This window comes from Candidatus Nanosyncoccus alces, from assembly GCF_004138395.1.
GTDB lineage: Bacteria > Patescibacteriota > Saccharimonadia > Saccharimonadales > Saccharimonadaceae > Nanosyncoccus > Nanosyncoccus alces.
On the sequence record NZ_PRLM01000004.1, the window covers coordinates 1 to 21965 of the forward strand.

The window sequence follows — 21965 nt, forward strand, 5'->3', positions numbered from 1 at the left end:
CTTTCGTTTCCCCTAGATGCAAGGCATCTAGGCGGAAATGGAGGTTCTCTTTTTTGCCTAGATTTCTGGCGCCATAGCGCCAGAAATCAGAAGGAGAGAGAAGAGGAAAGTTCGTAGCCTTGCGCTTTTTCCCAAAGTACGATATAATAAAGAAGCTGGATTCGTAGCTCAGTTGGTTAGAGCGCTGCCCTGTCACGGCAGAGGTCGCGAGTTCGAGTCTCGTCGGATCCGCCAAGATAGTCCCTTTGGGACTAATTTTTGTTTGCCATTTTGTAGTAATAAAATAAAACTTTTATGCTAAAATCATAGAAACAGGAGGCTAATGGAAAACGAACTGTCAAACAGTATAAAACAAGTTACAGAACCAGAAGAAACACCAACCATAAATCTGCAAAATCAAGCAACCAAATCAACTAAGTCTACCAAACCATTAATTATTATTCTCGCTATTCTTTTTGCCCTGTCATTGGGTACCGCTGCTGTATTCGCTTATTTATATTTCAGCAATAACTCTCAAACACTGGCCAGTACCCCAAATACCACGCCAGAGATTACCGAGCCTACCGAACCCGAAAATGAACCAGAAGCCAATACTGTGTCCATAGCTCAAGTCGAATCATTATTAAGGGACAAATACAAGTTCGACGCCCGAGAAACAGTATTTATCGACGGATGGCCTAGATATATAGAAAAATTAAATCAAGCAGATAAAATTCTCTTTACGATTTATCAACTCTGGGATAATGGCATACCGGCTGCTGTTCAAAATATTTCATTTGATGACTTCAATAATACTTACGTTTACTATTTTGGCAGTACTGAGCCACTAGAGAAAAAAGATTATCAACTTGATTCTGTTATCTCTAAAATCATTTATCGTCCAGAAAACGATAGCTTTGACATTTATTTCCCAGATGGGATAGGCGGAGTTTCTTTTACTAGATTGTTGAGCAAAGTGAATAATGTTACTGCCACAAAAGATGGTTTCAAGGCCACAATTTTAGCAGTTACGATAGACTCTAGAGTTCAGCAAGACGCAGAAGAATTTTTAGGCAAATCCAGCCAGGGGGATGGAAAATGGTTTTACGAAATAATCATGGCTGATGATGTTCTGGAGGAAATTCGCGACAGCCTCTCTGCCTATGAGTTTAATTTTGTCAATGACGACGATGAATATAAATTAGTTTCCATTGAGAAAATCTAGCCTGCATCACCTCTTGCCATATCTCTAAACCTGTGATATAATACACCTCAATATGGCTATTAAAGTTACTAGAAAAGATCAGGGCGAGGCGAACGAAAACATCATTCGTCGTTTCAACCGCAAAGTTCTCCAGAGTGGCATGATGCCTCTTAAGAAGTCGCAAATGCGTTTTAGCAAACCTATCTCTAAACGCGAGCGTCGCTTAAAGGCTATTATCCGCGAAGCCCGCAAGGCCGAAAAGACCGAGCGAATCAAGCTAGGACTAAAGTAAAAATCACCCCGAAAGGGGGATTTTTTATGCTATAATAAACCCGAAAGGAAAACATAATGATTATTCTATTTGGTTTAGCGGGTTCAGGTAAAGGTACACAAGGTCGCGCCCTTGCAGAAATTTTTGGTTGGCGCTGGCTTTCGGTGGGTGAGGCTATTCGCCAAACCAACGAATATGACGATATCATTAACCAAGGCAATATGATCCCGGATGCTGACGTCATCAAAATGATGGGCAAACAAATCGCCAAAGCCGAAGCTGAAGGGTTTGATGTAATTTTGGACGGCTATCCGCGCGATGCGGTCCAGACCAAATGGCTACTAGACAACATGCCGGAAAAGCTCGACGGAGCTATCATCCTAGAAGTACCAAAGGAAGAATTATTAGAGCGTCTGGCTCTTCGTGGCCGCGATGATGATAAAGAGCGTGCTAGTATTGAACGTCGCTTTGCTATCTATGAACAAAATATTAGTTCAATCTTACCTTTGCTTGAAAATGCCAATATCCCAATTAAGCGTATAAACGGTGTAGGCAAAGTAGAAGAAGTTACCGATCGGCTTATAGGGGTGACAAAAGAGTTAAACGCGAATGCAACCGAACAAGAAAGCGACGTCAACGGTGGAGAAATCGAGCGTAGCTATGGTGAATAAAGAAACCGCCGATGCCAAGACCTTACAAGAGAAAATCACTGCCATGCGTGAAGGTGGCAAAATCCTTGGGAACCTTTTGAGAGATCTCAAGAATTATGTAAAGCCTGGCATGACTGGCAAAGAAATCGACGCTTGGGTCCGGCAAGAAATCACGAGGCGCGGTGCCGGTGTCGCTTACGACATGCTAGAAGAAGAATTTCCCGGGGCTATTTGTATTTCGGTAAACGACGCCTTGGTTCACGGCGCTCCTACCGACGAGCCTCTCGAAGAAGGCGACAAAGTCTCCTTTGATCTGGATGTCTACTATAAAGGGTATTTTACTGATTCTGCTTTTACTATGATTGTTGGCGAAAAGGCTAACCCTGCCGTGAAAAAGATGATCCAAGTCACGGAGTCTTCCATGTGGGAAGGTATCGAACAGGTAAAACCTGGCGCTCATATCGGCGACATCGGGCACGCCGTAGAAAAGGTTTTACGCAAAGGTCATCTCGGTGTGATCGAAAATTACATCGGCCACGGTATTGGCAAAACTATGCACGAAGCTCCTGAAGTCCCTAACTATGGTAAAAAAGGCCACGGCTACAAACTAGTAGAGGGCGACACCATCTGTATCGAGCCAATGTCTTGCCTTGGTAAGCCGACTAACTACGTGGACAAAGACAGCAATTGGACCGTTCGTATGAAAGATGGCTCCATCGGCTGTCACTGCGAACACACGATTTTGGTTACTGCAGACGGCTACGAAGTTTTGACCTTGCCCGACTAGCCCTTCAAGGATACCAACAGATAAACATTAGTGATATAATTAAGCTAATGTTTAAGAGCTATTGGCGGAACTACAAAAAGTATTGTCAGGTAGTAGAACCCAGCAAGTGGCTGCTAGGTATTTATTTTGCTATTGCTTTGATTTGTTACGCTTGCGATATTGCCAGGCCATTTGTAGCGTCTTTTATTATTGGAGCCTTGATGAACCAAGACGCCGACGCTACCTATCTATATATTTTGATCTATTTTTGCGTTTCGTTTGGGTATCGGGCGGCCGAATTTGCCACCTGGAGACTCTATTCTAAAGAATCTGGCCGGGATTACCTCATTCTGCACGACAAAATTTTCAACAAAATTATCAACATAGATAGCAATTTTACGCGTGAAGTCAAAAAAGGTCGTTTTATGAACACTATCAACGACGACTTATTTAATGTCAGCGAGATTGGCACTTACACTATTGAACTGTTTCTAACGACAATACAAGTTCCAGTTATCTTAATTATCGTAGGATCATATAATATCGTAGCTGCAGTGCTGATTTTAATTTCTATGATACTTTACTTTATCGTTTGCGACCGAGCGGATCGTAAATTCAATACCTTGTGGGAGAAAAAACGCGAAGAGGATGACAACTATAGCAATCTGATAGGCCAAGTTGCCGATGGCCTGCAAGAAGTCAAATCCTTTAATATGCTGCCCAGGCTACGTAGAAAATTGAGCATTATCCAAAATCGCTACAGTGCATACTACAAAAGGGAACGACGCTACCGTAGAATTTGGGGCATTGATTCAAAATTCATCTATTATGGTTTTCAAACTTTATTGTATATAGTTTTAGCGACATTTTTAATAAATGGCAAAATAGAATTAAACGTATTGATCATGATCATTGCTTATCATGAAGACATTATTAATTCTTATGTTGGCGAAATGATTAGTTGGATAGATGACATTCGTACGCGACGCATCTCCCTAAATAGAATTGAAGATATCCTAAACTATCGTCCAAAAAAAGAAATCGAATTTGGTCGTACTGGTATCGAAAAACTCAGAGGCGAAATCGAATTTAAAAATATTACCTTGAAGTTGGACCAAAAGAAAATCATCAACAACTTATCTTTAAAAATTAAACCGCACGAAGTAATAGCAATTGTTGGACCACCCGGGGCAGGCAAGACGATGATTTTGGATATGTTGCTTAGATTGCAACAGCCCACAAAAGGAAAAATTTTGTTAGATGATATTAACATCAATGAATTTTCGCGGGAGATTTATACTTCTTCAGTGGCCGTAGCAAATCAAGTACCGTTCGTTTTTAATATCTCAATTCGGGATAATTTGGGGTTTGCTAACACCGACATCAAAGCGCAAATCAAAGCCTGCAAAACGGTGGGGATCCATGATTTTATCGAAACTTTGCCTCAAGGTTACAATACGATTTTACGAGAGAATGCCTCTAACGTATCTGGCGGGCAAAAACAAATGATTTCAATTGCACGTACGATCCTCACTAACGCAGAGGTTTTATTGCTAGATGACATTACTACCTCACTAGATCCAGACACTGCGACATTCATTCCAAAATTAGTTGAAAAATTAAGGAAAGACCATACAGTAATAATGGTCACCAAGAAACCAGAACTAATGACTACGGCCGACCGCATCGTCGTTTTGAACCAGGGTAAAGTCGAAGCTATTGGTACGCACAAGGCTTTAATCCGAAAAAACGAGACTTATCGTATGTTGCAATTCGCTTCTTCGAGCAGGAGGTCGCGCAATGCTTAAACACGGTTACTATCTTAAGTTTGCGCAGCGTTTCTTCGCTCTCAAGGTAACAAAGAAGAGTTACATAACGCATTTAATAATATCAGCGACCCTTAGAACGTTCTCGTTCCTTCTGATTCCACTTACGGCATCAGAGGTTATTAAAGGCTTAGAAGACCAAAACTACCAGTACACCTTTTTTGCGATTGGTTTGTTTGCGGCAAGCGCAATTTTGTATATAATTTGTCATCGTTATAATTACTGGGCATATTATATTAACGCAAATAGCATCCACAACGTTTTGCAACAAAAAATCCTAGACAAAATTATCGAGTTTGATGTCTGTTTTTCGGCCGGCGTCTCTAAATCAACTTTAATTAGTACAGCCTTTCGAGATGTTGACCGAGCGCGGCAGGCTCCGGATCAATTATGTGATGCCGTAGTCCTGGTTTTTGGCATTCTAATTAGTACTATTATTCTATGCGTAGTTGATCTAAGAATAGGCCTGATTGTTTTGAGCTTGCTAATCCTCTCGTTTATTGATTTTATGCATCATACCAAAAAACGCGATAAGTTTATGTCCACGATGCTTGACTATTCCGACGAATTATCGGGGCTCTACTCGCAGATGATCGACGGCTACAAAGAAGTGCAGACACTAAATTTGGAAGAAAACCTTTCTGAATATCAAAAGAAATTCAAATTTATTTGGAATAAACAATATCGCGCCCAGAGATTTCACCGTGATTTTGCTGCATCGGTCACCCCACTTCTCGTGGGCATTGGCCGAATATTGATCTACTTAATCTCGGCCGGCTTAATTTTAAATGGTGAGTATGATATAGCGGTATTAGTGTTGGTAATTGGGTATTATGAAGATATCATTGATAAGTATGACGAAATTTGTGACAATATCGACAACATTTCGCGTAGCTACGTAGCGATAGATCGGTTGTACCGTTTGTTGCACTACAAAACCCCACAGGCAATTGAATTCGGAGAAGATAAAACCGACAAAATCAAGGGCACAGTGGAACTAAGAAAAGTAAGCTTTGATTATAAAGAAGCCCCCAAGACTTCACCGGACGGTACAGTTTTGGCGCCACTAGTCCAAAAACATTCTGGCCTCAAAGATGTCTCGCTCACGGCGGAGCCAGGCAAACTAACAGCGATAGTTGGCAAATCTGGTTCAGGTAAGTCTACTATTTTTCGTCTACTCCTCAGATTTTATAAATTAGAAAATGGTGAAATTTTGCTGGATGAAAAGAGTATTTATGACTACACAGAAGACGTTTATGCAAACAACGTGAGTCTAATGTCCCAGAAGCCATTTATCTTTGACATGACGATACGCGAAAATCTAAGTCTAATAGACAGCAACCACGAACATCAAATTGCTGCCTGCAAAAAAGCCGGTATTCACGATGATATTATGAAGTTACCTAAAGGATACAACACGGTTTTAGAGCGAGACGGTAATAATTTATCTACCGGGCAAAAGCAACTGCTATCTTTGGCCAGGATACTACTTTCTAAATCTGAAGTTTTACTATTTGATGAGGTCACTTCTTCACTAGATAGTTCTACTACAGACAAAGTGATGACCTTGCTCAAGAAAATTAAGAAGAACCACACCGTTATCATGATCACTCATAAACCAGAATTAATGCGTGTTGCCGACCAAATCATCGTCATAGACAAAGGCAAAATTGTCGGCAAAGGGAAACACCGAGAGTTAATGCAGGGCAACAAAGTTTACCAAAGCTTGCAAAAGATATATCAAGAGCAGTAGCTCAAATTTCGAGAAAACGAAAAATAGTGTTATAATAAGCTTATGGATAACGACAAGCGCTTTGTTACTGGCTTAGATGTGGGTACGGAAAATATCCGCGCCGTCATTGCTTCGGTGGATAAAGACGGCCACTTAGCCGTAGTCGGCTACAACGAAGGTAAATCCGCCGGTATGCGAAAGGGTGTTCCCGCTAATCTTGCCGGTCCTGCCAGCGCTATCGACAAAATGCTTGGTGAGGCTGAACGCATGGGTGGCTATGATGTCCGCAACGCTTATGTTTCTATTAATGGCTCCAGCATTTTATCTACTCGTACCGAAGGTATGATTGCCGTTGGCACGGTAGAACACGAGATCAACGGGGAAGATTTGGATCGCGTTGAAGATGTCGCCGTATCTGGTCGTATCCCAGCCAACCGTGATGTTCTGGATGTAGTTCCGCTAGAATATGCCCTGGACGGCCAAGGGGGAATCAAAGACCCACTCGGTATGTCTGGTGCCAGGTTAGAAATGCGCGCTTGTGTGGTCTCCGCTCTCACTCCGAATTGTGAAAATCTCAAAAAAGCCACTGCCGCCGCTGATGTCCAGGCCGAAAGGCTAGTTCCTAGCGTAATTTCCGCCGCCAAAGCTGTGCTCTCTGACCGCCAAAAGGAAAACGGCGTTGCCGTAATAGATATGGGTGCCGCTACAACTTCGGTTGCGGTCTACGAAGAGGGTGACCTACAATACGTTGGCGTGGTTCCAGCCGGATCCAATAATGTCACCAATGACCTCGCTATCGTCCTTGCCATTGATCCTAGCCTTGCCGAGGAGATCAAACAACGTTTTGTTACTGGCAATTTCGATACCGAAAAATCTCCCGTCATCAAAATTGGCCGGGAAGGCAAAGATGAACGTGTTTTCGACCGCAAAGAAGTAGAAGAGGTCGTAAAAGCCCGCCTCGACGAAATATTTGGCGAAATTCGTAAAAAACTCAAGGCTGCCAAATATGACCAGCGTTTGCCGGAGGGAATTATCTTAGTAGGCGGTGGTGCCAAGATGCGTGATATCGATCTTTTTGCTAAAAAATCCCTTGAGGCTGCCGTCAAAATCGGCACCCCGAAAGGGCTTGGTGGCGTGTCTGACGCCATAGAAAAGCCCGAATTTGCCACTGCCGTAGGCCTAGCTATGCTTGCTGCCGAAGAGGGCCAATACACTCCAGTTGGTGGCAAAAAGGCTAAAAAGGGCCTTAAAATGCCAAAAACGCCCGGTTTGCTGAAAAAACTCTTTTCAAAATTCTAGTTTCCGCCAACTTTACTAGAGAGTTGATTACTCGTCAAATAACCTATGAACATCGTACTCAGACTGCTCTTCGTAATCGTATGAAGATTGAATCCCCTTCATATAGACTTCTCGGTCATCGATGTCTTGCGTCAGAGCTGATTCTAGTAAGGTCCTAATTTCTAGATCATTAATTGGCGAACGCTCCATTGCTGAAAGATATTCTTCTTTACCAATTTTGGACCAATCTACGCACTTACCTAGTCTTTTTTTCAAGATTTGGTCTAACCAAATACGAGTTGCCCTACCATTACCTTCACGGAATGGATGCGCCACGTTCATTTCCACATATTTTTTTACGATTTCATCAAAACTATTCTCTGGCAGGTTATCAATTGTTTTTAGCGTGTCGCTTAAATATATTACTGGCGCAAAACGAAAGTTTCCCTTAGCTAAGTCAACATCACGAATTCGCCCAGCGAAATCAAAGACATCTTGAAAAAGGAATCGATGAATCTGCTGTAGCCCCTTGGTGGTGCCCACCTCAAACTCATTAATTCTGCCACTGTCATACAACTCCACGGCGCGCTTTTTGCTAGCCAGCTCTTCGTTTTTCATATCTTTATTATAACATAATGCCCCTTGATTTTCCCATAGAATAGATATATACTAATACTATATTAAAGCGAGGATAAATTATGCCAGAGGTAAAACCGACAGAGGTGGAAAGCAAAGCCAGTATTAAAGTTGTAGGAGTCGGCGGCGCCGGCGGTTCCGCTGTGGAACGGATGAAAGAAGTAGGCCTCTCTGGTGTAGAATTCGTCGCCATCAACACTGATGCACAGGCCTTGCATCACTCACCTGCCGACACTAAAGTCCACATTGGCAAAGGCCTCGGTGCTGGGGGCGACCCAGAAAAAGGTCGTGAAGCCGCCGAAGAAGGCAGAGAAGCAATCGAAAAGGCTCTAGACGGCGCTGATATGGTATTTATTACTCTTGGGGCTGGTGGCGGTACTGGTTCTGGTGCTGGTCCTATTGTAGCAGAAGAAGCTCGTAAAAAGGACATCCTCACCGTAGGCGTAGCCACCAAGCCGTTTACTTTTGAAGGCGCTCGCCGTCGCGCTAATGCCGACCTCGCTATTGACAAGCTTGCTCGCCAAGTAGATGCACTCATCACCATTCCAAACGATCGCTTACTTCAAACCATTGATCCTCGCACTCCACTCCTCGAAACTTTCAAGATTGCCGACGACGTCCTTCGCCAAGGCGTTCAAGGTATCTCCGAACTTATTACCGAGCATTCACTTATCAACCTAGACTTCGCCGACGTCAAAGCCATTATGAAAAACGCCGGCTCCGCCCTCATGGGTATCGGCCGTGCTTCTGGTGAGAACCGTGCTGTTATTGCTGCACAACAAGCTGTAGAGTCGCCACTAATTGAGGTAAAGATTGAGGGTGCCCGTGGTGTGCTCTTCAGCGTGGCTGGTGGCTACGATATGTCTATGAGCGAAATCCAAGAAGCTGCCGAAGTCATCACTGGTGCCGTTTCGCCAGATGCCAATATTATCTTTGGTGCTTCTATCCGCCCAGAGCTCGAAGACGAAATCGTCGTTACTGTGGTAGCTACTGGTTTTGACTCTGATTATTACAATGAGCCCGAGCCAGAGCTAGAGACCACTAGCTTTAAAGACGAAAAGCCCGCTTCTGAACCCAAAGATTTTGCCTTAGAGAACAAATCCAACATGTGGGACTCTATCAAGAATGAGCCCGAGCCAGAGCCTGTAGCTAGCGACGACGACATGGATGTTCCACCATCCCTGCGCGAGCGCCTAAAAGGCAAGAAAAGGAAATAACTTACCAAAAGGAGACGCGGGTGGAACGAAAATTTCGTATCGGAGACAGCAAAGTTCTAGAGAGCCGCGAGACGGGGGACGGTCGCTTGATCCGCCGCCGCCGGGAGTCTAGCGACGGCCATCGCTTTACTACCTATGAACGAATTGAAATGCCTCCACTTACTGTAACTAAACGTAGCGGCAATAAAGAAATCTACGATCGCGACAAGCTATTATTAGCTGTCAAGCGCAGTGTCGGGAAGTTTTTTAATTCTGAATTAGAAGTAGAAGATGTCGTCAACCGCGCATCAGACATACTGTACGGCTATGGCATCGACCAAATTACTTCGAAACAAATCGGCGAAGCCGTCCTCGACGTATTGGCTGAAGTAAACGAGGTTGCTTACGTTCGTTTCGCCTCGGTCTTTCGTGAATTTAAGACTCTAGAAGATTTCGAAAATATTTTAAAGGAACAAAAAAGGAAAAAATAATTTATGCGGGTGGTATGCATTTATCGCGACAATCAAGATTACTCTCGTGCTGTCAACGAATGGCTCGAAAACTTTCGCCGCCAAACCGGTCGAGAGATAGAAACTATGGACCCAGATAAGAATATTAGTTTTTGTGAAACCTACGGCGTAGTAGAGTACCCCACTATTTTAGCACTGGGCGAGATGGGCGACGTCCGCGCTTCTTGGCGTGGCCGCGATTTGCCACTCATCAACGAAGTTTTATACTATATGATATAATAAACATATGCAATTAGTAGAAGATATTATTAGTAACACCTGGTTCCAACGCGCTTTTTGGTCAATCATCGTAGTTCTACTTAGTCTACTAATTTACCACGTTATTTCTAGGTTTCTTACCGCTAAGGAAAAAAGAAGCTCCAAAATCATGAGCAACAAAAAGAACAAAACGCTTATTCGAATGCTAAAAAGCATAGTTGCTGGCACCCTCAGCATTATTACGGTTTTAATGGTGCTAGAAATCTATGGAGTCAATGTTACTTCTATGCTAGCCGGCGTCGGGATTGCTGGTATCGTTATTGGGTTTGCTTTGCAGGATTCATTAAAAGATATTATCCGCGGCTTCGTTATTGTCTCAGATAATTACTATGAAATCGGCGATGTTATCAAATTTGGTGACAATCTCGGCCCAGTAGTCTCGGTTAGCCTACTTACTACCAAAATCCAAGATATCAACACTATGAATATTGTTTCTATTGCCAATCGCAATGTCGATAAGGTAGAGGTAGACCCAGGCTATATTTATATCCCAATCCCCATGCCATACGAGCTAAAAGTAGAAAAAGCCGAAGAAATTATGCATGAAATAGTCAAAAATCTGCAAAAACAAGAAAGAATTGCCACCGCTGCCTACCAGGGAATCACTAAATTTGACACCTCTGCGCTCGACTATCAAGTAGCTGTCACCTGTGATCCTACAGATCGCCTCCAGGCTCGTCGCGATGCTCTCTGTGCCATCTACACCACCATGGAAGCCCACAAAATCCACGTTCCCTACACCCAGCTTAATCTCCACCAGAAGAAATAGGCTTTTAACGTTTTATTTTATCTACCAAATATGGTATACTAAAAGAAAGCATCTGAGCAGCTATCACCTGCAAGCTGGCGGAAGAAAGGTAATCCCCGATTAGACCCGCTCGTGAATCCGCGTAAGAGATAAATTAAGCGCCGGCAAGAACCGGAAATTGGATGGTACCGCTCCCTAAGAGTTCCAATGGCAGAACCATTGGATTTTTTAATAAAAGGAGCAAAATGAAATATCAAGCCGGGCAAAGAAGAAAAGCCATAGAATACGAAAAAGCCATTGCCGAGTGGTGGAAAAAGAACAAAATTTTTGAACAATCAGTAGAGAATCGCCCAGTTGATAAGTCTTATGTTTTTTATGATGGCCCGCCATTCATCACTGGTTTGCCGCATCACGGTACACTCCTTAGTTCCATCGTTAAGGATGTTGTCCCGCGCTACTGGACCATGCAAGGCTACCGAGTAGAACGCAAATGGGGTTGGGATTGCCATGGCCTACCAGCAGAGAACTTCGTTGAAAAGCAACTTGGCATTACCGATCGCCGTGACATTGGTACCAAATGGAGTTTAGAGGATTACATTATCAAAGCCCGTGAATCTATGGTCGCCAATTCTGAAGCCTGGCGCAGTACCATCGAACGCGTTGGTCGCTGGGTAGATTTTGATAATTGCTATCGCACCATGAATAAAGATTTTATGGAATCTGTTTGGTGGGCGTTTAAACAGCTCTACGTTGCCGGCAAAATCTACGAAGGTCGCAAAGTTTTGATGTACGATACCAAATTTGCCACCCCAGTGTCCAAAGCTGAAGTCACCATGGATAACGATGCCTATCAAACCGTTACTGACCCTTCCGCCTATGTGAAGTTTAAACTAAAAGGCTCCGACGAGTATCTCTTAGCCTGGACCACTACTCCATGGACCTTGCCAGCCAATATGTGTTTAGCCATCAACCCAGATTTGGATTACGGTGTATATAATGTAGATGACGAGAAATGCATCGTCGCTTTAGAACGTGCAAAAATTTTGTTCAAGGATATCAAACCCGAAAAAGCGTTCAAAGGCAAAAGCCTAATCGGTAAAGAATACGAGCCCATTATCAAAGTAGCCGACGGTCTTTATGATCTTGGCCTACGCGGCGATAAAGGCACAGTGGCTCGCAAAGATACCTATACTGTATTGCCGGGTGATTTCGTCTCGGCCGAAGATGGTACTGGCATTGTTCATATTGCTCCTGCCTACGGCGAAGACGATTACGCTCTGTCTCAACAATATGAAGTGGACTTTGCTGATGTGCTAGATGAAAATGGCTATTATTTACCCGAAATGGCCGAAGAATTGCATAAACTTGGCGTGCGTGACACCGACGAAGCCGGCATCCAAGCTTGGGCTGGCAACAAATTTATTGCCAAAGTTCTAGAAGAAAAGGGAATTATCTATAAGATTGAGTATATCCAACACGAATATCCTTTCAACCCGCGCAGTAAAGAGCGCATCATGTACCGTGCTTTTCCATCCTGGTTCTTTGATGTCGAAGGCCAAAAACCTTTGATGCTTGCCGAAAACGAAAACATTCATTGGTTCCCAGGCTACCTTAAGCATGGCCGCTTTGCCAAGAACATCGAAGCTGCGCCAGATTGGAATTTGTCTCGTGACCGTTTCTGGGCTACCGCTATGCCAGTTTGGAAGGGTGATAAAGGCAGCATTAGGGTAGTTGGTAGTTACGCTGAACTTAAAGAGCTCTCTGGCAAAGAACTTGAAGACTATCATCGTCCTTGGGTAGACGAAATCGAGTTCGACATCGATGGCGAACACTTTACCCGTATCGAAAAAGTGCTTGACTGCTGGTTCGAATCTGGCTCTATGCCGTTCGCGCAGCTGCACTATCCTTTTGAAAACAAGGAAAAATTTGAACGCAATTATCCTGCTGACTTCATTGTGGAATATGTCGGCCAAGTCCGCGCCTGGTTTTACTATGTCCACGCTGTAAACACTACCTTGGCCGAAATCGGCGCCTTTGGTAAAAAGGCCCAGGCCGGCGCCAAAAACGCTTATAAAAATGTAATTACTACCGGTACTTTAGCGGGGAACGATGGCCGCAAAATGAGTAAATCTCTCGGCAACTACACCGACCCGAACGCCCTGATGGACCAATATTCCGCTGATAGTCTCCGTTTCTTACTGCTTAGTTCGCCGGTCCTCTCGGGCGAAGATTTTGCCCTGCTAGATAAAGACGTCTCCGACGTTAACCGTAAACTAGCAATGATTTGGAACGTCTACGATTTCTTCACTACTTACGCTGAGGTTGAAGGTTGGGATAACGAGAAAGCTTGGCAGCCAGCCTCCCACAGTCTATCTGCCCTAGAAAATCCGCTAGACCGTTGGATTTTGTCGCGCCTTCATCAAGTCAAGGCAGAGATTATTGCCGGCATGGCCGAATATAACCTTCCAAAGGCTCTCGAGGGAGTTTTGCCATTCATCGACGATCTTAGCAACTGGTTCGTACGTCGTAGCCGCCGCCGTTTCAATAAAAACGACGACTCGTCAGATAAAGCCGAAGCGTTCTGGACTCTCTACACGGTTTTAACCAAAACGGCCGTCGTCTTGGCGCCATTTGTACCGTTCCTGTCTGAGGAACTTTACCAAAAAATGACCGGTTCGGACAGCTCGGTACATTTACTGAACTATCCACAAAATACCGAAGTAGACAGCGAGGTATTAGAACAAATGGCTCGCACCCGTAGTATTATCACCGATGCTCTAGCCTTACGTATGCAAAAATCCGAAACCGAGCAGCAAATCAAAATCCGTCAGCCTCTCGCTAAGTTAACCTACCCTGGCGAAAAGCTACCAGAGTTCTACGAACGAATTATTGCCGAAGAGGTTAACGTTAAGTCTGTCGAAAATGGGGAAGAACTTTCCCTGGATAAAACCCTCACCGAAGAGTTAAAAATGGAAGGCTACGCGCGTGAACTCATCCGCGCCATCCAATCTGCTCGTAAACATGCCGGCCTCCAGGTTGACGACCAAATCAAGCTTTCGTTGTCCACGGAACTACCAAGAGATTATGAAGATCTAATTAAGGCAGAGGTAAATGCCATTGAAGTCTCTCAAGACCAAAATTACGCTCACGATGAAATCGCTAAAATCAACAGCGAAAATATCACAATCTCGTTAGAAAAAGTGTAGTTTATAAGAAATTTTTGTCAGCACAATGAGATTTAGACCAGATTTTTGGACGTTGTTTTTTTGCAAAGCTGATAAAAATTTCGTATAAACTACCACTGTATATTTGACAAAAATGATATTTTTAAGCATAAATACTATTGACAAAATCACACATGTGTGCTATACTCAAGACAAGTTAGAAAATAAAATAAAAATTCTAACAAACAAAAATAAAAATCAACAAAAAAGGAAAACAAAATGACAGAAACTATCAAATTACCAACCAAAGTGATCAACTCTGATTGGAAAGACGACACCGTAGATTACGAAACCTACGGCACCCCAAAACAAGAAATGGAATATATTTCGCCTGACGCAATTTCAAAAGAGAGTATCGAGAGAATTAAGGCCCGCAAGTTAAATCACGCTCGTGGCCGCAACGTACTTAGTATATTCAGCAAAAACGAAAAAATTACAGCGTAATACAATTCATAGATAAGTCAAAAGTCAAAGTTTTCCAAAAGAAAGGACAAGCCAATGTAAGACAAATCCCATAAACTTTAAGAGAAAGGAATCGCCTATAAGATAGACATCACCAGAAGCCATAAATTACATTTAAAAACCGAACATCATGTTCGGTTTTTAAATGCCCAGGAAAGTCGGCCAATCATACAATAAAAGTTGACCTTAAAAAAAGGTTATGTTAAACTGAAGCCAGAAAGGTCTACATTATTAAATAAAAAATACCATGGATGAATATCTTATCGATCGAGAAATTTTAGAACAATTTGTCGACGAACTCATGAAACAAAAACCACTGCCAGCCAGCACTGCAGAAGAACTCAATACTCTGAGAGAGAAAAATATCAAAGCTCTTGATGACCAGATTGCTAAAGCCGTCTTCGGCAGTTTAACGGCTCCGCAACTAGAAGAAATCAATAAAATTCTTGACAGTGGCGAAGAAAAACCCGAAGTTTTTCAAGAATTTTTCCAAAACGCTGGTGTAGACCTACAAAAAATTACTAGCGAAACGATGACTAAATTTAGTGAACAGTTTTTAGGAGGTCAAAATGCCTAATCCAGAAGCCCCAGAATTTAATAGCAGTACGACAAGTTCCGGCGAATTCACCAGCGAAACTCCTCGTTACATCAACGAAGAGCGCGGTGAGAAGGCCAACAATACCGTGATTAACGAGAAAAAAGCAGAAAATGCTGCCACCGGCGAAAGGCAATATACCAAGGCTGAGCAAGCTCGCATCGACGAACTAGTTTCCCGGTACCAAGAACTCATAGGTATAAGTCAAAGAATGAAAGAGAACATTGCGGCAAAAGAGCAAGCCAGCGCGGGCGGGGAGCAGTCACCAGAAGATCCTACAACCCCAGAGGATAACCCCGCATCTTCAGAGCAACAACCATCACCAGAAAATCTCCAAAGTACGATTGAAAAAGCCAAGAAAAACCGTGGTCTGAAAGGGGTGTTGATTGCTACGGTATCGTTAGTCTTGGCTGGGATAATCGCTGCCGGTACCTGGGCAATGTTCCATCTCAACGGCGACAAGAATAAGACTAATCTGCCAGATCAACCCATTTCTACAGAAGCATTTGACGCTACTCTCGGGGGAGGGGAAAACCAAGAAGCCAAAGGCATCTATGATGGTTATGGCGAAAAAGGTATGTGGTTATCCGAGAATAAGGGTGGTACTTATGACTTTGCGTCTGCCAAGGAGACTGCCGAAGCTTGCGACGACGACGAATGTGAAATGATGAAATATACTTCACGAAACCAAGTTGAAAGTTATGCCGACTACATTGCTAACCTTCCTGAAGAGTTGCAACCGGAAGGGTTTAAAGGCCTTACCATCTTGGAAGCTGAGAAAAAACTTGAAAGCCTCCCCGACGAGGAATATGACGCTATCAAACAACAATTTGACGGCATCATAGACGGAGCCTTTACTCGCGATGTTACGCTTGATGGCGACTACCATAACTCTTATATGCGTTTGATTGACCCTTCAAAGCCGGCTACTCACGACAACATGGAACTAGTCGAATGCACTACCCATGAAAGCGGCACTAGAGCCGTAGAGTTATACTGGACCGACGACGGTACTGCCTATGGTAAGGTTATTGGTACCATGACAGTCAAAATAACACGTGACGATAATGGCAATATTATTGGCGGTTGTATGCAGGTCGTCAACCCAGTCGGTACTCATTCCAATATTTACACCGGTATGAGTACAGTCACTGACAACCCGACCCCTGGGAACCCTACGACTCCAAGTAATCCTACCCCGGATAATCCTACTCCAGATAAACCTGACACGCCAACCGAGACTATCAAGCCAAAAGACCCCAATAACCTCATTCGTATTGACGAACAAATCCAAGAAGACATTGCAGAAGATATCGGCACAGACGAAGTTCGTGTTACTCCTAACCCGGGTGTTAGCGATAACGACATCACAGACAGACCGTCATCGGATGACTACCAGGGTACTAGCCCAGATATTGTTCAAAACGACGATTCCAGAGAAGCTGAACCAGTTCAAGACCAAGTTAGCCCAGAGAATAACTATAGCGAAGATCGTGGCGGGGCTAATGCCGACGAGTACGCCCCAGTCCAAGATGATCAAGCTACTCAAGATGCCGCTGACGCTGCCGAAATTCCAGTTGATGAAGCTCCAACTGGCGGTACAGAATTAAACGATATTTTAGGTGAACTAGGAATAAACTAAGGGTGAGGGAAAGGAAACTATGAAAAACACCACACTCAAAAATAAATTAAGTATATTAGGATTAGCTGCTGCGTCATTTGGCTTTAGTATCTTTAATATCCAGTCAGCACTCGCTTGGGGCCCACAGCGTGATACCTTCACTATGGAAACCCCGGCTACTTACCCGACTTTCAACTCGATCACTAACAATCCTACCATTGGTGATGAGCGCGACTTTGTGCGTGTCGGCGAGATTGATGCCAAGGTCACTGACCTTCAAAACGAAGTTATTGTCGTGCCAGGCCGGCAATATCTAGTCTACATTTATTTCCACAATAACGCCTCGGCTACTTTTAACGATTCTGCTCACAACAATTCTGGCGTAGCTTTACGCACCCGCATGTCCTCAGCTTTTTCCACTGTGCTAACGCCATCTAACAAGGGAACTATTTCGGCTACTATCACGGCCGACAATTCCAACCCTGGCTCAGTCTGGGATGAAGCCTACATGACCACATCTACCGATAAAGTTCTATTGCGCTATGTTGCAGGCTCCGCCAAAATTTACAATGATTGGAAAGCTAACGGTTCAGTTATGCCGTCTAGCCTGTTTACCGAAGAAGGTACTTTACTTGGACTTAACTCCTTAAATGGTGTAATCCCCGGTTGCGAGGAATACCACGGTGTAGTCACTTATGTACTTCAAGCGGAAGAACTTGGTGGTTCTATTGATAAAACAGTTTCAAAAGATGGCATTAACTTTGGCGAAAGCGTCAATCTTGCTCCCGGCGAAGAAGCTATCTTCCAATTAACTATTGCCAACACTGGCGATATAGCCCTTACTAACGCCACTATCAAGGACACCCTCCCGGCTGGCCTTACCTTAGTCCCAGGTAGTGTCAAGCTTCGCGCTAATGAATCCACGACTTGGGATCAATTATCCGACAATATTTTCGGCACTGGCTATAATCTTGGCACTATCGGCACTGGTAACACCGTGTATATTCAATACAAAGTCACCGCTGGTACCGACTTTGATTGTACGGGTACCGAACTTACCAACAACGCTACGCTTACTTATGATAGCGAAACAACGTCTGGTGATACCAAATCTGATTCTACTACCATCACCGTCAAGAAAACCGACTGTGAGGAGCCGGACGTCCCGCTAGATAACTGTGAAACTAACCCAGGTCTTGAAGGCTGTAGCACCCCAGAGAAGAACTGTATCACCAATCCCGAGATGGAGGGCTGCCAAGAGCTCCCTAATACTGGCCCAGTAGAAATCATTATGGCCATTGTTATTATCACTGGCATTGGTGGCGGAGGATATTATCTCTATCGTACGCAAAAGACCTTGAAGACTGTTAAGGATTCAGTTTCCGGTAAAGACACTCCTGGCCAAGGCTCTTCCCAAAAACCAAATGATATGGTATAATAGACCGAGTTAATCAAGGAATAATATGAAGAAAGCAGTTATCCTCGTAGGTGGGAAGCAATATCTCGTCGAGGAAAAAGAGACCCTACGGGTGGACCTCCTCCCGGAAGGCACCAAAGAGCTCGAAACTGACGCTTTGCTTCTTATTGACGGTGATAAGACCACGGTTGGCACTCCGACAGTAAAAGGCGTGAAGGTTTCAGCAAAAGTAGTCACGCCCGAGCTAAAAGGTGACAAAGTTCGCGTTATTCGCTACAAAGCTAAAAAACGCGTCCACAAAGAAACTGGCCACCGCCAGAAATACTCCGAAATTGAAATTACCAAGATCGGTTAAACAAAATAAGCCCTCCGGGGCTTATTTTATGTTATAATATAAGCATTATGAGTGCGAAGGTAATATGTGTGACTAACCAAAAAGGCGGTGTGGGCAAAACTACTACTGCGGTAAATCTTGCATATTATCTAGCCAAAGACAAGAAAAAAGTCCTACTTGTAGATTTTGATCCTCAGGGCAATGCCACCTCTGGACTTGGCGTTGAAAAAACCGACAAGAATGCTCTGGGCACTACCATGACGGACGTAATTCTTGGCGCTGCCCCACTAGCGCAAGCTATTCATCCTACCAAATATAAGAATTTCGATCTAGCTCCTGCCACTCCAGAGCTCGCTAATGCCGAGGTAGAGATTACTGGCATGCAGAAAAAATTTGTTCGTTTGCGTGACTGCTTACGCACTGTAACGAATGACTACGATTACGTTATCATTGATCTTCCTCCTTCTCTTTCTCTCCTTACTGTCAACGGCATGATCGCTTCAAATTATCTCTTACTTCCAGTCCAAACCGAATTTTATGCCCTAGAAGGCGTAGCTCAACTTCTAGAAAGCATGAAGCTTGTCATGAAGCAGGCCAATCCTAGTCTTAAGCTTCTCGGTGTACTTGCTACTATGTATGACAAACGCACTAGCCTTTCTGCTCAAGTTTTTGAAGAGATCAAAAAATACTTCAAAGACCTAACCTTTAAAACTACCATCCCACGTAATGTCCGTGTAGCCGAAGCTCCGTCTCATGGTGTACCAGTAGGAGCTTATGACAAATTCAGTAAGGGAGCTAAAGCTTATAAAGAATTTACCAAGGAAGTATTAGAAAGGACAAAATAAATATGGCAAAAGGTTTAGGTAGAGGTTTTGAAAGTCTAATTCCTACTGAATTGATTGACGAAGAATTCGATATTACTGCTGCAGAAGATAAGAAAGACAGCGAACTAAAAGAGCTCAAAATTTCCGACATTATCCGTGATGAAAATCAGCCACGCCATGAATTTAGTAAAGAAGCTATCGAAGCTCTCGCTGCCTCCATCAAAGAACACGGCGTGTTGCAGCCTATTGTCGTCACCAAAGAAGACGGTAAGTACAAAATCGTCGCTGGTGAACGTCGTTGGCGCGCATCTAAAATTGCCGGCCTAGACAAAATTCCCGCGATTATCCGCACACTAGACAGTCAGAATCGCCTCGAACTCTCCATCATAGAGAACGCCCAGCGTGAAGATCTTAATGCTATTGAGCTGGCTACTGCTTATGCCAAACTTAAAACTCAGTTTAACTTGTCCTCTAAGGACATTGCTGCCAAAGTGGGGAAGAGTGAGGCCTCTATTCAAAACACTATGCGCTTACTTAATCTCCCCGATGACGTTAAGAAAATCATGGTTAAAGAAAAGCTGTCCGAAGGAGTGATGCGGCCTCTCGTTTCCGCTGACGAGAAAACTATCAAAAAAGTCTTACCCAAAATCATCAAGGAAGGCTGGACTGCTCGCAAAGCAGAACGCTATTTTGCTGATAACAAGAAAAAATCTTCTGCAAACCTGGTTAAGCGTGATGCTTATCACAAAGAAGAAGACGCGCTTAGTGCCAAATATAACGCTGTAGCCCGTATCTCTGGCCGTAGCCTTACCTTTCGTTGTAGAACTGAGGAAGATCTTAAATCACTAATTAAAAATTTATCCAAATAACCCTACTTGGCATTATATTTTCATTAGAGATGTTATAATGAAAATATGAAGCCTGCTACTGACACGAAGAAATCTTCTGAACGCATAAATCATGCTATAGATGTAGCTAAGCAGGCTCACGAAGGTCAGTTCCGCAAAACCGGCGAGCCATATATTATTCACCCATTGGCCGTAAAGAAAATCCTAGAGGAATGGGGGATGGACGAGGACACTCTCATCGCTGGCGTCTTGCATGATACCGTAGAGGATACTAGTCTTACTCTAGATGATATCCGTAAAGAATTCGGAGAATCCGTGGCCTTTTTGGTAGATGGTGTTACTAAACTCTCTAACGCTCGCACCGGTATGCGCGATATTGATACCTATCTTCCCGCCACAAAAGACAATTTTCTCCGCTTGATGATCGCCTTAGGCGACGATATCCGCGTTCTTATCATTAAGCTGGCAGATCGTCTACATAACATTCGCACCCTTTCTGCTCTCCCGCCAGATAAACAAAAGAAAATCGCTAAAGAAACTCTCGAAATTTTTGCACCCCTAGCAGACCGACTCAATATGGGCCAACTCCGGGTAGAGTTAGCCGACCTTTCCTTCAAGTACGTGGACCCGAAGCGCTTTAATGAGCTCAAAACCCTCATCGCCAAACACAATAAATCTGCCGAGAAATCACTCCAAAAAATTGAATCCGAAATCACTACTGCTCTAAAAAAAGAAAAAATCAAGTTTGAACTCTCCGGCCGTGTGAAGTCTGTTTACTCCCTTCACAAAAAACTCGCTAAGCACAACCAAAACATCAACGAGATTTACGATCTTACCGCTTTGCGTGTCATCGTTGAAGATATTACCGATTGCTACCTCACCTTAGGCGTAATTCACTCTCTTTACAAACCGATGGGTGGCCGTATCAAAGATTATATCGCTATGCCCAAGCAAAACGGCTACCAATCTCTCCACACTACAGTTATCACTAAGGATAAACATGTGGTAGAGTTCCAGATTCGCACTCGTGAAATGCATGAATATGCTGAACGCGGTTTGGCTGCTAGCTTCTACTATAATGAGCAAAAACTTACCGAAAACTACAAAAAAGGGAAGATCGAACATTTGCCAACCAACCTTCTCTGGATTACCGAGCTCCAAATGACCGCCGCCAAGCTTCGTGAGGGCAAAAAAGTAGACTTGAAAAAACTCAAACTCAATCTCTTCGCCGACAAAATCTTTGTCTATACTCCCAAGGGCGATATTATAGATTTGCCCGCCGGCGCTTTGCCACTAGATTTTGCCTACCGCTTGCATTCCGAAATTGGCGACCACGTGGTGGGCGTCAAAATCAATGGGAAGATGAGCAATCTGAACAAAAAATTAGAACAGGGCGACATTGTCGAGATTCTTACCTCTAAGAACCAGAAGCCGAATACTTCTTGGCTAGACCGTATTATCACTGCCCACGCTCGCCAAAAACTCCTCCATCGCCTCAACCGCTCTGCCAGCCCAGCAGAACCCAAAAAATCCCGCAAGCCTCGCAAGAAATAACTATAGATGCAA

Annotated in this window: 21 protein-coding genes and 1 tRNA gene; 21 read left to right on the forward strand and 1 reads right to left on the reverse strand. The window is 43.7% G+C overall.

Going from position 1 to position 21965, the window contains the following annotated elements; translation table 11 throughout:
* Nucleotides 1–157: 157 nt before the first annotated feature.
* From G3RUM_RS02125 to ftsA, 8 genes are all read left to right on the forward strand, one after another.
* A tRNA-Asp gene (locus G3RUM_RS02125) sits at nt 158–234 on the forward strand.
* An 88-nt stretch (nt 235–322) separates the two neighbouring features.
* Entirely contained in the window at nt 323–1204 is an 882-nt protein-coding gene (locus G3RUM_RS02130; protein WP_129734928.1) for a hypothetical protein, read from the forward strand.
* A 52-nt stretch (nt 1205–1256) separates the two neighbouring features.
* Nucleotides 1257–1475, forward strand: a complete 219-nt coding sequence (locus G3RUM_RS02135; protein WP_129734930.1) for a 30S ribosomal protein S21 — start codon at nt 1257–1259, stop codon at nt 1473–1475.
* A 56-nt stretch (nt 1476–1531) separates the two neighbouring features.
* A complete protein-coding gene (locus G3RUM_RS02140) occupies nt 1532–2125 on the forward strand; it encodes an adenylate kinase family protein (protein ID WP_129734932.1) in 594 nt (197 codons plus the stop codon).
* Nucleotides 2064–2891: a type I methionyl aminopeptidase gene (gene map / locus G3RUM_RS02145; RefSeq protein ID WP_129734933.1), complete on the forward strand. Its 828-nt coding sequence runs from the start codon at nt 2064–2066 to the stop codon at nt 2889–2891. The genes G3RUM_RS02140 and map overlap by 62 nt, the downstream gene beginning before the upstream one ends.
* 47 nt (nt 2892–2938) lie before the next feature.
* On the forward strand, nt 2939–4678 hold the full coding sequence (locus G3RUM_RS02150) for an ABC transporter ATP-binding protein (protein WP_129734935.1): 1740 nt from the start codon (nt 2939–2941) through the stop codon (nt 4676–4678).
* Entirely contained in the window at nt 4671–6449 is a 1779-nt protein-coding gene (locus tag G3RUM_RS02155; protein WP_129734937.1) for an ABC transporter ATP-binding protein, read from the forward strand. Before G3RUM_RS02150 ends, G3RUM_RS02155 begins: the two co-directional genes overlap by 8 nt.
* A gap of 42 nt (nt 6450–6491) precedes the next feature.
* Nucleotides 6492–7727: a cell division protein FtsA gene (ftsA, locus tag G3RUM_RS02160; RefSeq protein WP_129734939.1), complete on the forward strand. Its 1236-nt coding sequence runs from the start codon at nt 6492–6494 to the stop codon at nt 7725–7727.
* A 27-nt stretch (nt 7728–7754) separates the two neighbouring features.
* Here the strand turns inward: ftsA and fic are convergent, their stop codons facing one another.
* The gene (fic, locus tag G3RUM_RS02165; protein WP_129734941.1) at nt 7755–8324 is read right to left on the reverse strand and encodes a protein adenylyltransferase Fic; all 570 of its coding nucleotides are present in this window, start codon (nt 8322–8324) and stop codon (nt 7755–7757) included.
* An 80-nt stretch (nt 8325–8404) separates the two neighbouring features.
* Here fic and ftsZ point away from each other — a divergent pair, with 80 nt between their 5' ends.
* The 13 genes from ftsZ (at nt 8405) to G3RUM_RS02230 (ending at nt 21953) form a co-directional block, all read left to right on the forward strand.
* Nucleotides 8405–9559 (forward strand): cell division protein FtsZ, encoded by a 1155-nt coding sequence (gene ftsZ / locus G3RUM_RS02170; RefSeq protein WP_129734943.1) that lies wholly within the window; start codon nt 8405–8407, stop codon nt 9557–9559.
* 20 nt (nt 9560–9579) lie between these two features.
* A complete protein-coding gene (locus tag G3RUM_RS02175; protein WP_129734945.1) occupies nt 9580–10029 on the forward strand; it encodes an ATP cone domain-containing protein in 450 nt (149 codons plus the stop codon).
* 3 nt (nt 10030–10032) lie between these two features.
* The gene (locus G3RUM_RS02180; RefSeq protein ID WP_129734947.1) at nt 10033–10287 is read left to right on the forward strand and encodes a hypothetical protein; all 255 of its coding nucleotides are present in this window, start codon (nt 10033–10035) and stop codon (nt 10285–10287) included.
* 7 nt (nt 10288–10294) lie between these two features.
* Entirely contained in the window at nt 10295–11095 is an 801-nt protein-coding gene (locus tag G3RUM_RS02185; RefSeq protein WP_129734949.1) for a mechanosensitive ion channel family protein, read from the forward strand.
* A gap of 224 nt (nt 11096–11319) precedes the next feature.
* A complete protein-coding gene (gene ileS / locus G3RUM_RS02190; protein ID WP_164998338.1) occupies nt 11320–14280 on the forward strand; it encodes an isoleucine--tRNA ligase in 2961 nt (986 codons plus the stop codon).
* Nucleotides 14281–14517: 237 nt separating this feature from the next.
* Nucleotides 14518–14742, forward strand: coding sequence for a hypothetical protein (locus tag G3RUM_RS02195; RefSeq protein ID WP_129734953.1), 225 nt, complete (start codon nt 14518–14520; stop codon nt 14740–14742).
* A gap of 265 nt (nt 14743–15007) precedes the next feature.
* Nucleotides 15008–15337 carry a DUF5663 domain-containing protein gene (locus tag G3RUM_RS02200; RefSeq protein WP_129734955.1) on the forward strand — a complete coding sequence of 110 codons (330 nt, stop codon included), beginning with the start codon at nt 15008–15010 and terminating at the stop codon, nt 15335–15337.
* Nucleotides 15330–16997, forward strand: coding sequence for a hypothetical protein (locus G3RUM_RS02205; RefSeq protein ID WP_129734956.1), 1668 nt, complete (start codon nt 15330–15332; stop codon nt 16995–16997). Before G3RUM_RS02200 ends, G3RUM_RS02205 begins: the two co-directional genes overlap by 8 nt.
* A gap of 19 nt (nt 16998–17016) precedes the next feature.
* A complete protein-coding gene (locus tag G3RUM_RS02210) occupies nt 17017–18414 on the forward strand; it encodes a DUF11 domain-containing protein (protein ID WP_129734958.1) in 1398 nt (465 codons plus the stop codon).
* 25 nt (nt 18415–18439) lie between these two features.
* The gene (gene rplU / locus G3RUM_RS02215; RefSeq protein ID WP_129734960.1) at nt 18440–18748 is read left to right on the forward strand and encodes a 50S ribosomal protein L21; all 309 of its coding nucleotides are present in this window, start codon (nt 18440–18442) and stop codon (nt 18746–18748) included.
* 47 nt (nt 18749–18795) lie between these two features.
* Nucleotides 18796–19572 (forward strand): ParA family protein, encoded by a 777-nt coding sequence (locus G3RUM_RS02220; RefSeq protein ID WP_129734962.1) that lies wholly within the window; start codon nt 18796–18798, stop codon nt 19570–19572.
* A gap of 2 nt (nt 19573–19574) precedes the next feature.
* Nucleotides 19575–20420 (forward strand): ParB/RepB/Spo0J family partition protein, encoded by an 846-nt coding sequence (locus tag G3RUM_RS02225; protein ID WP_129734964.1) that lies wholly within the window; start codon nt 19575–19577, stop codon nt 20418–20420.
* 45 nt (nt 20421–20465) lie between these two features.
* Nucleotides 20466–21953, forward strand: a complete 1488-nt coding sequence (locus G3RUM_RS02230) for a RelA/SpoT family protein (protein WP_129734966.1) — start codon at nt 20466–20468, stop codon at nt 21951–21953.
* Nucleotides 21954–21965: the final 12 nt, after the last annotated feature.

What these genes read in the sequence shown, in the direction of transcription:
- G3RUM_RS02130 (WP_129734928.1), top strand. Translation starts at nt 323, where the DNA reads ATGGAAAACGAACTGTCAAACAGTATAAAACAAGTTACAGAACCAGAA.
- G3RUM_RS02135 (WP_129734930.1), top strand. Translation starts at nt 1,257, where the DNA reads ATGGCTATTAAAGTTACTAGAAAAGATCAGGGCGAGGCGAACGAAAAC.
- G3RUM_RS02140 (WP_129734932.1), top strand. Translation starts at nt 1,532, where the DNA reads ATGATTATTCTATTTGGTTTAGCGGGTTCAGGTAAAGGTACACAAGGT.
- map (WP_129734933.1), top strand. Translation starts at nt 2,064, where the DNA reads ATGCAACCGAACAAGAAAGCGACGTCAACGGTGGAGAAATCGAGCGTA.
- G3RUM_RS02150 (WP_129734935.1), top strand. Translation starts at nt 2,939, where the DNA reads ATGTTTAAGAGCTATTGGCGGAACTACAAAAAGTATTGTCAGGTAGTA.
- G3RUM_RS02155 (WP_129734937.1), top strand. Translation starts at nt 4,671, where the DNA reads ATGCTTAAACACGGTTACTATCTTAAGTTTGCGCAGCGTTTCTTCGCT.
- ftsA (WP_129734939.1), top strand. Translation starts at nt 6,492, where the DNA reads ATGGATAACGACAAGCGCTTTGTTACTGGCTTAGATGTGGGTACGGAA.
- fic (WP_129734941.1), bottom strand. Translation starts at nt 8,324, where the DNA reads ATGAAAAACGAAGAGCTGGCTAGCAAAAAGCGCGCCGTGGAGTTGTAT.
- ftsZ (WP_129734943.1), top strand. Translation starts at nt 8,405, where the DNA reads ATGCCAGAGGTAAAACCGACAGAGGTGGAAAGCAAAGCCAGTATTAAA.
- G3RUM_RS02180 (WP_129734947.1), top strand. Translation starts at nt 10,033, where the DNA reads ATGCGGGTGGTATGCATTTATCGCGACAATCAAGATTACTCTCGTGCT.
- G3RUM_RS02185 (WP_129734949.1), top strand. Translation starts at nt 10,295, where the DNA reads ATGCAATTAGTAGAAGATATTATTAGTAACACCTGGTTCCAACGCGCT.
- ileS (WP_164998338.1), top strand. Translation starts at nt 11,320, where the DNA reads ATGAAATATCAAGCCGGGCAAAGAAGAAAAGCCATAGAATACGAAAAA.
- G3RUM_RS02195 (WP_129734953.1), top strand. Translation starts at nt 14,518, where the DNA reads ATGACAGAAACTATCAAATTACCAACCAAAGTGATCAACTCTGATTGG.
- G3RUM_RS02200 (WP_129734955.1), top strand. Translation starts at nt 15,008, where the DNA reads ATGGATGAATATCTTATCGATCGAGAAATTTTAGAACAATTTGTCGAC.
- G3RUM_RS02205 (WP_129734956.1), top strand. Translation starts at nt 15,330, where the DNA reads ATGCCTAATCCAGAAGCCCCAGAATTTAATAGCAGTACGACAAGTTCC.
- G3RUM_RS02210 (WP_129734958.1), top strand. Translation starts at nt 17,017, where the DNA reads ATGAAAAACACCACACTCAAAAATAAATTAAGTATATTAGGATTAGCT.
- rplU (WP_129734960.1), top strand. Translation starts at nt 18,440, where the DNA reads ATGAAGAAAGCAGTTATCCTCGTAGGTGGGAAGCAATATCTCGTCGAG.
- G3RUM_RS02220 (WP_129734962.1), top strand. Translation starts at nt 18,796, where the DNA reads ATGAGTGCGAAGGTAATATGTGTGACTAACCAAAAAGGCGGTGTGGGC.
- G3RUM_RS02225 (WP_129734964.1), top strand. Translation starts at nt 19,575, where the DNA reads ATGGCAAAAGGTTTAGGTAGAGGTTTTGAAAGTCTAATTCCTACTGAA.
- G3RUM_RS02230 (WP_129734966.1), top strand. Translation starts at nt 20,466, where the DNA reads ATGAAGCCTGCTACTGACACGAAGAAATCTTCTGAACGCATAAATCAT.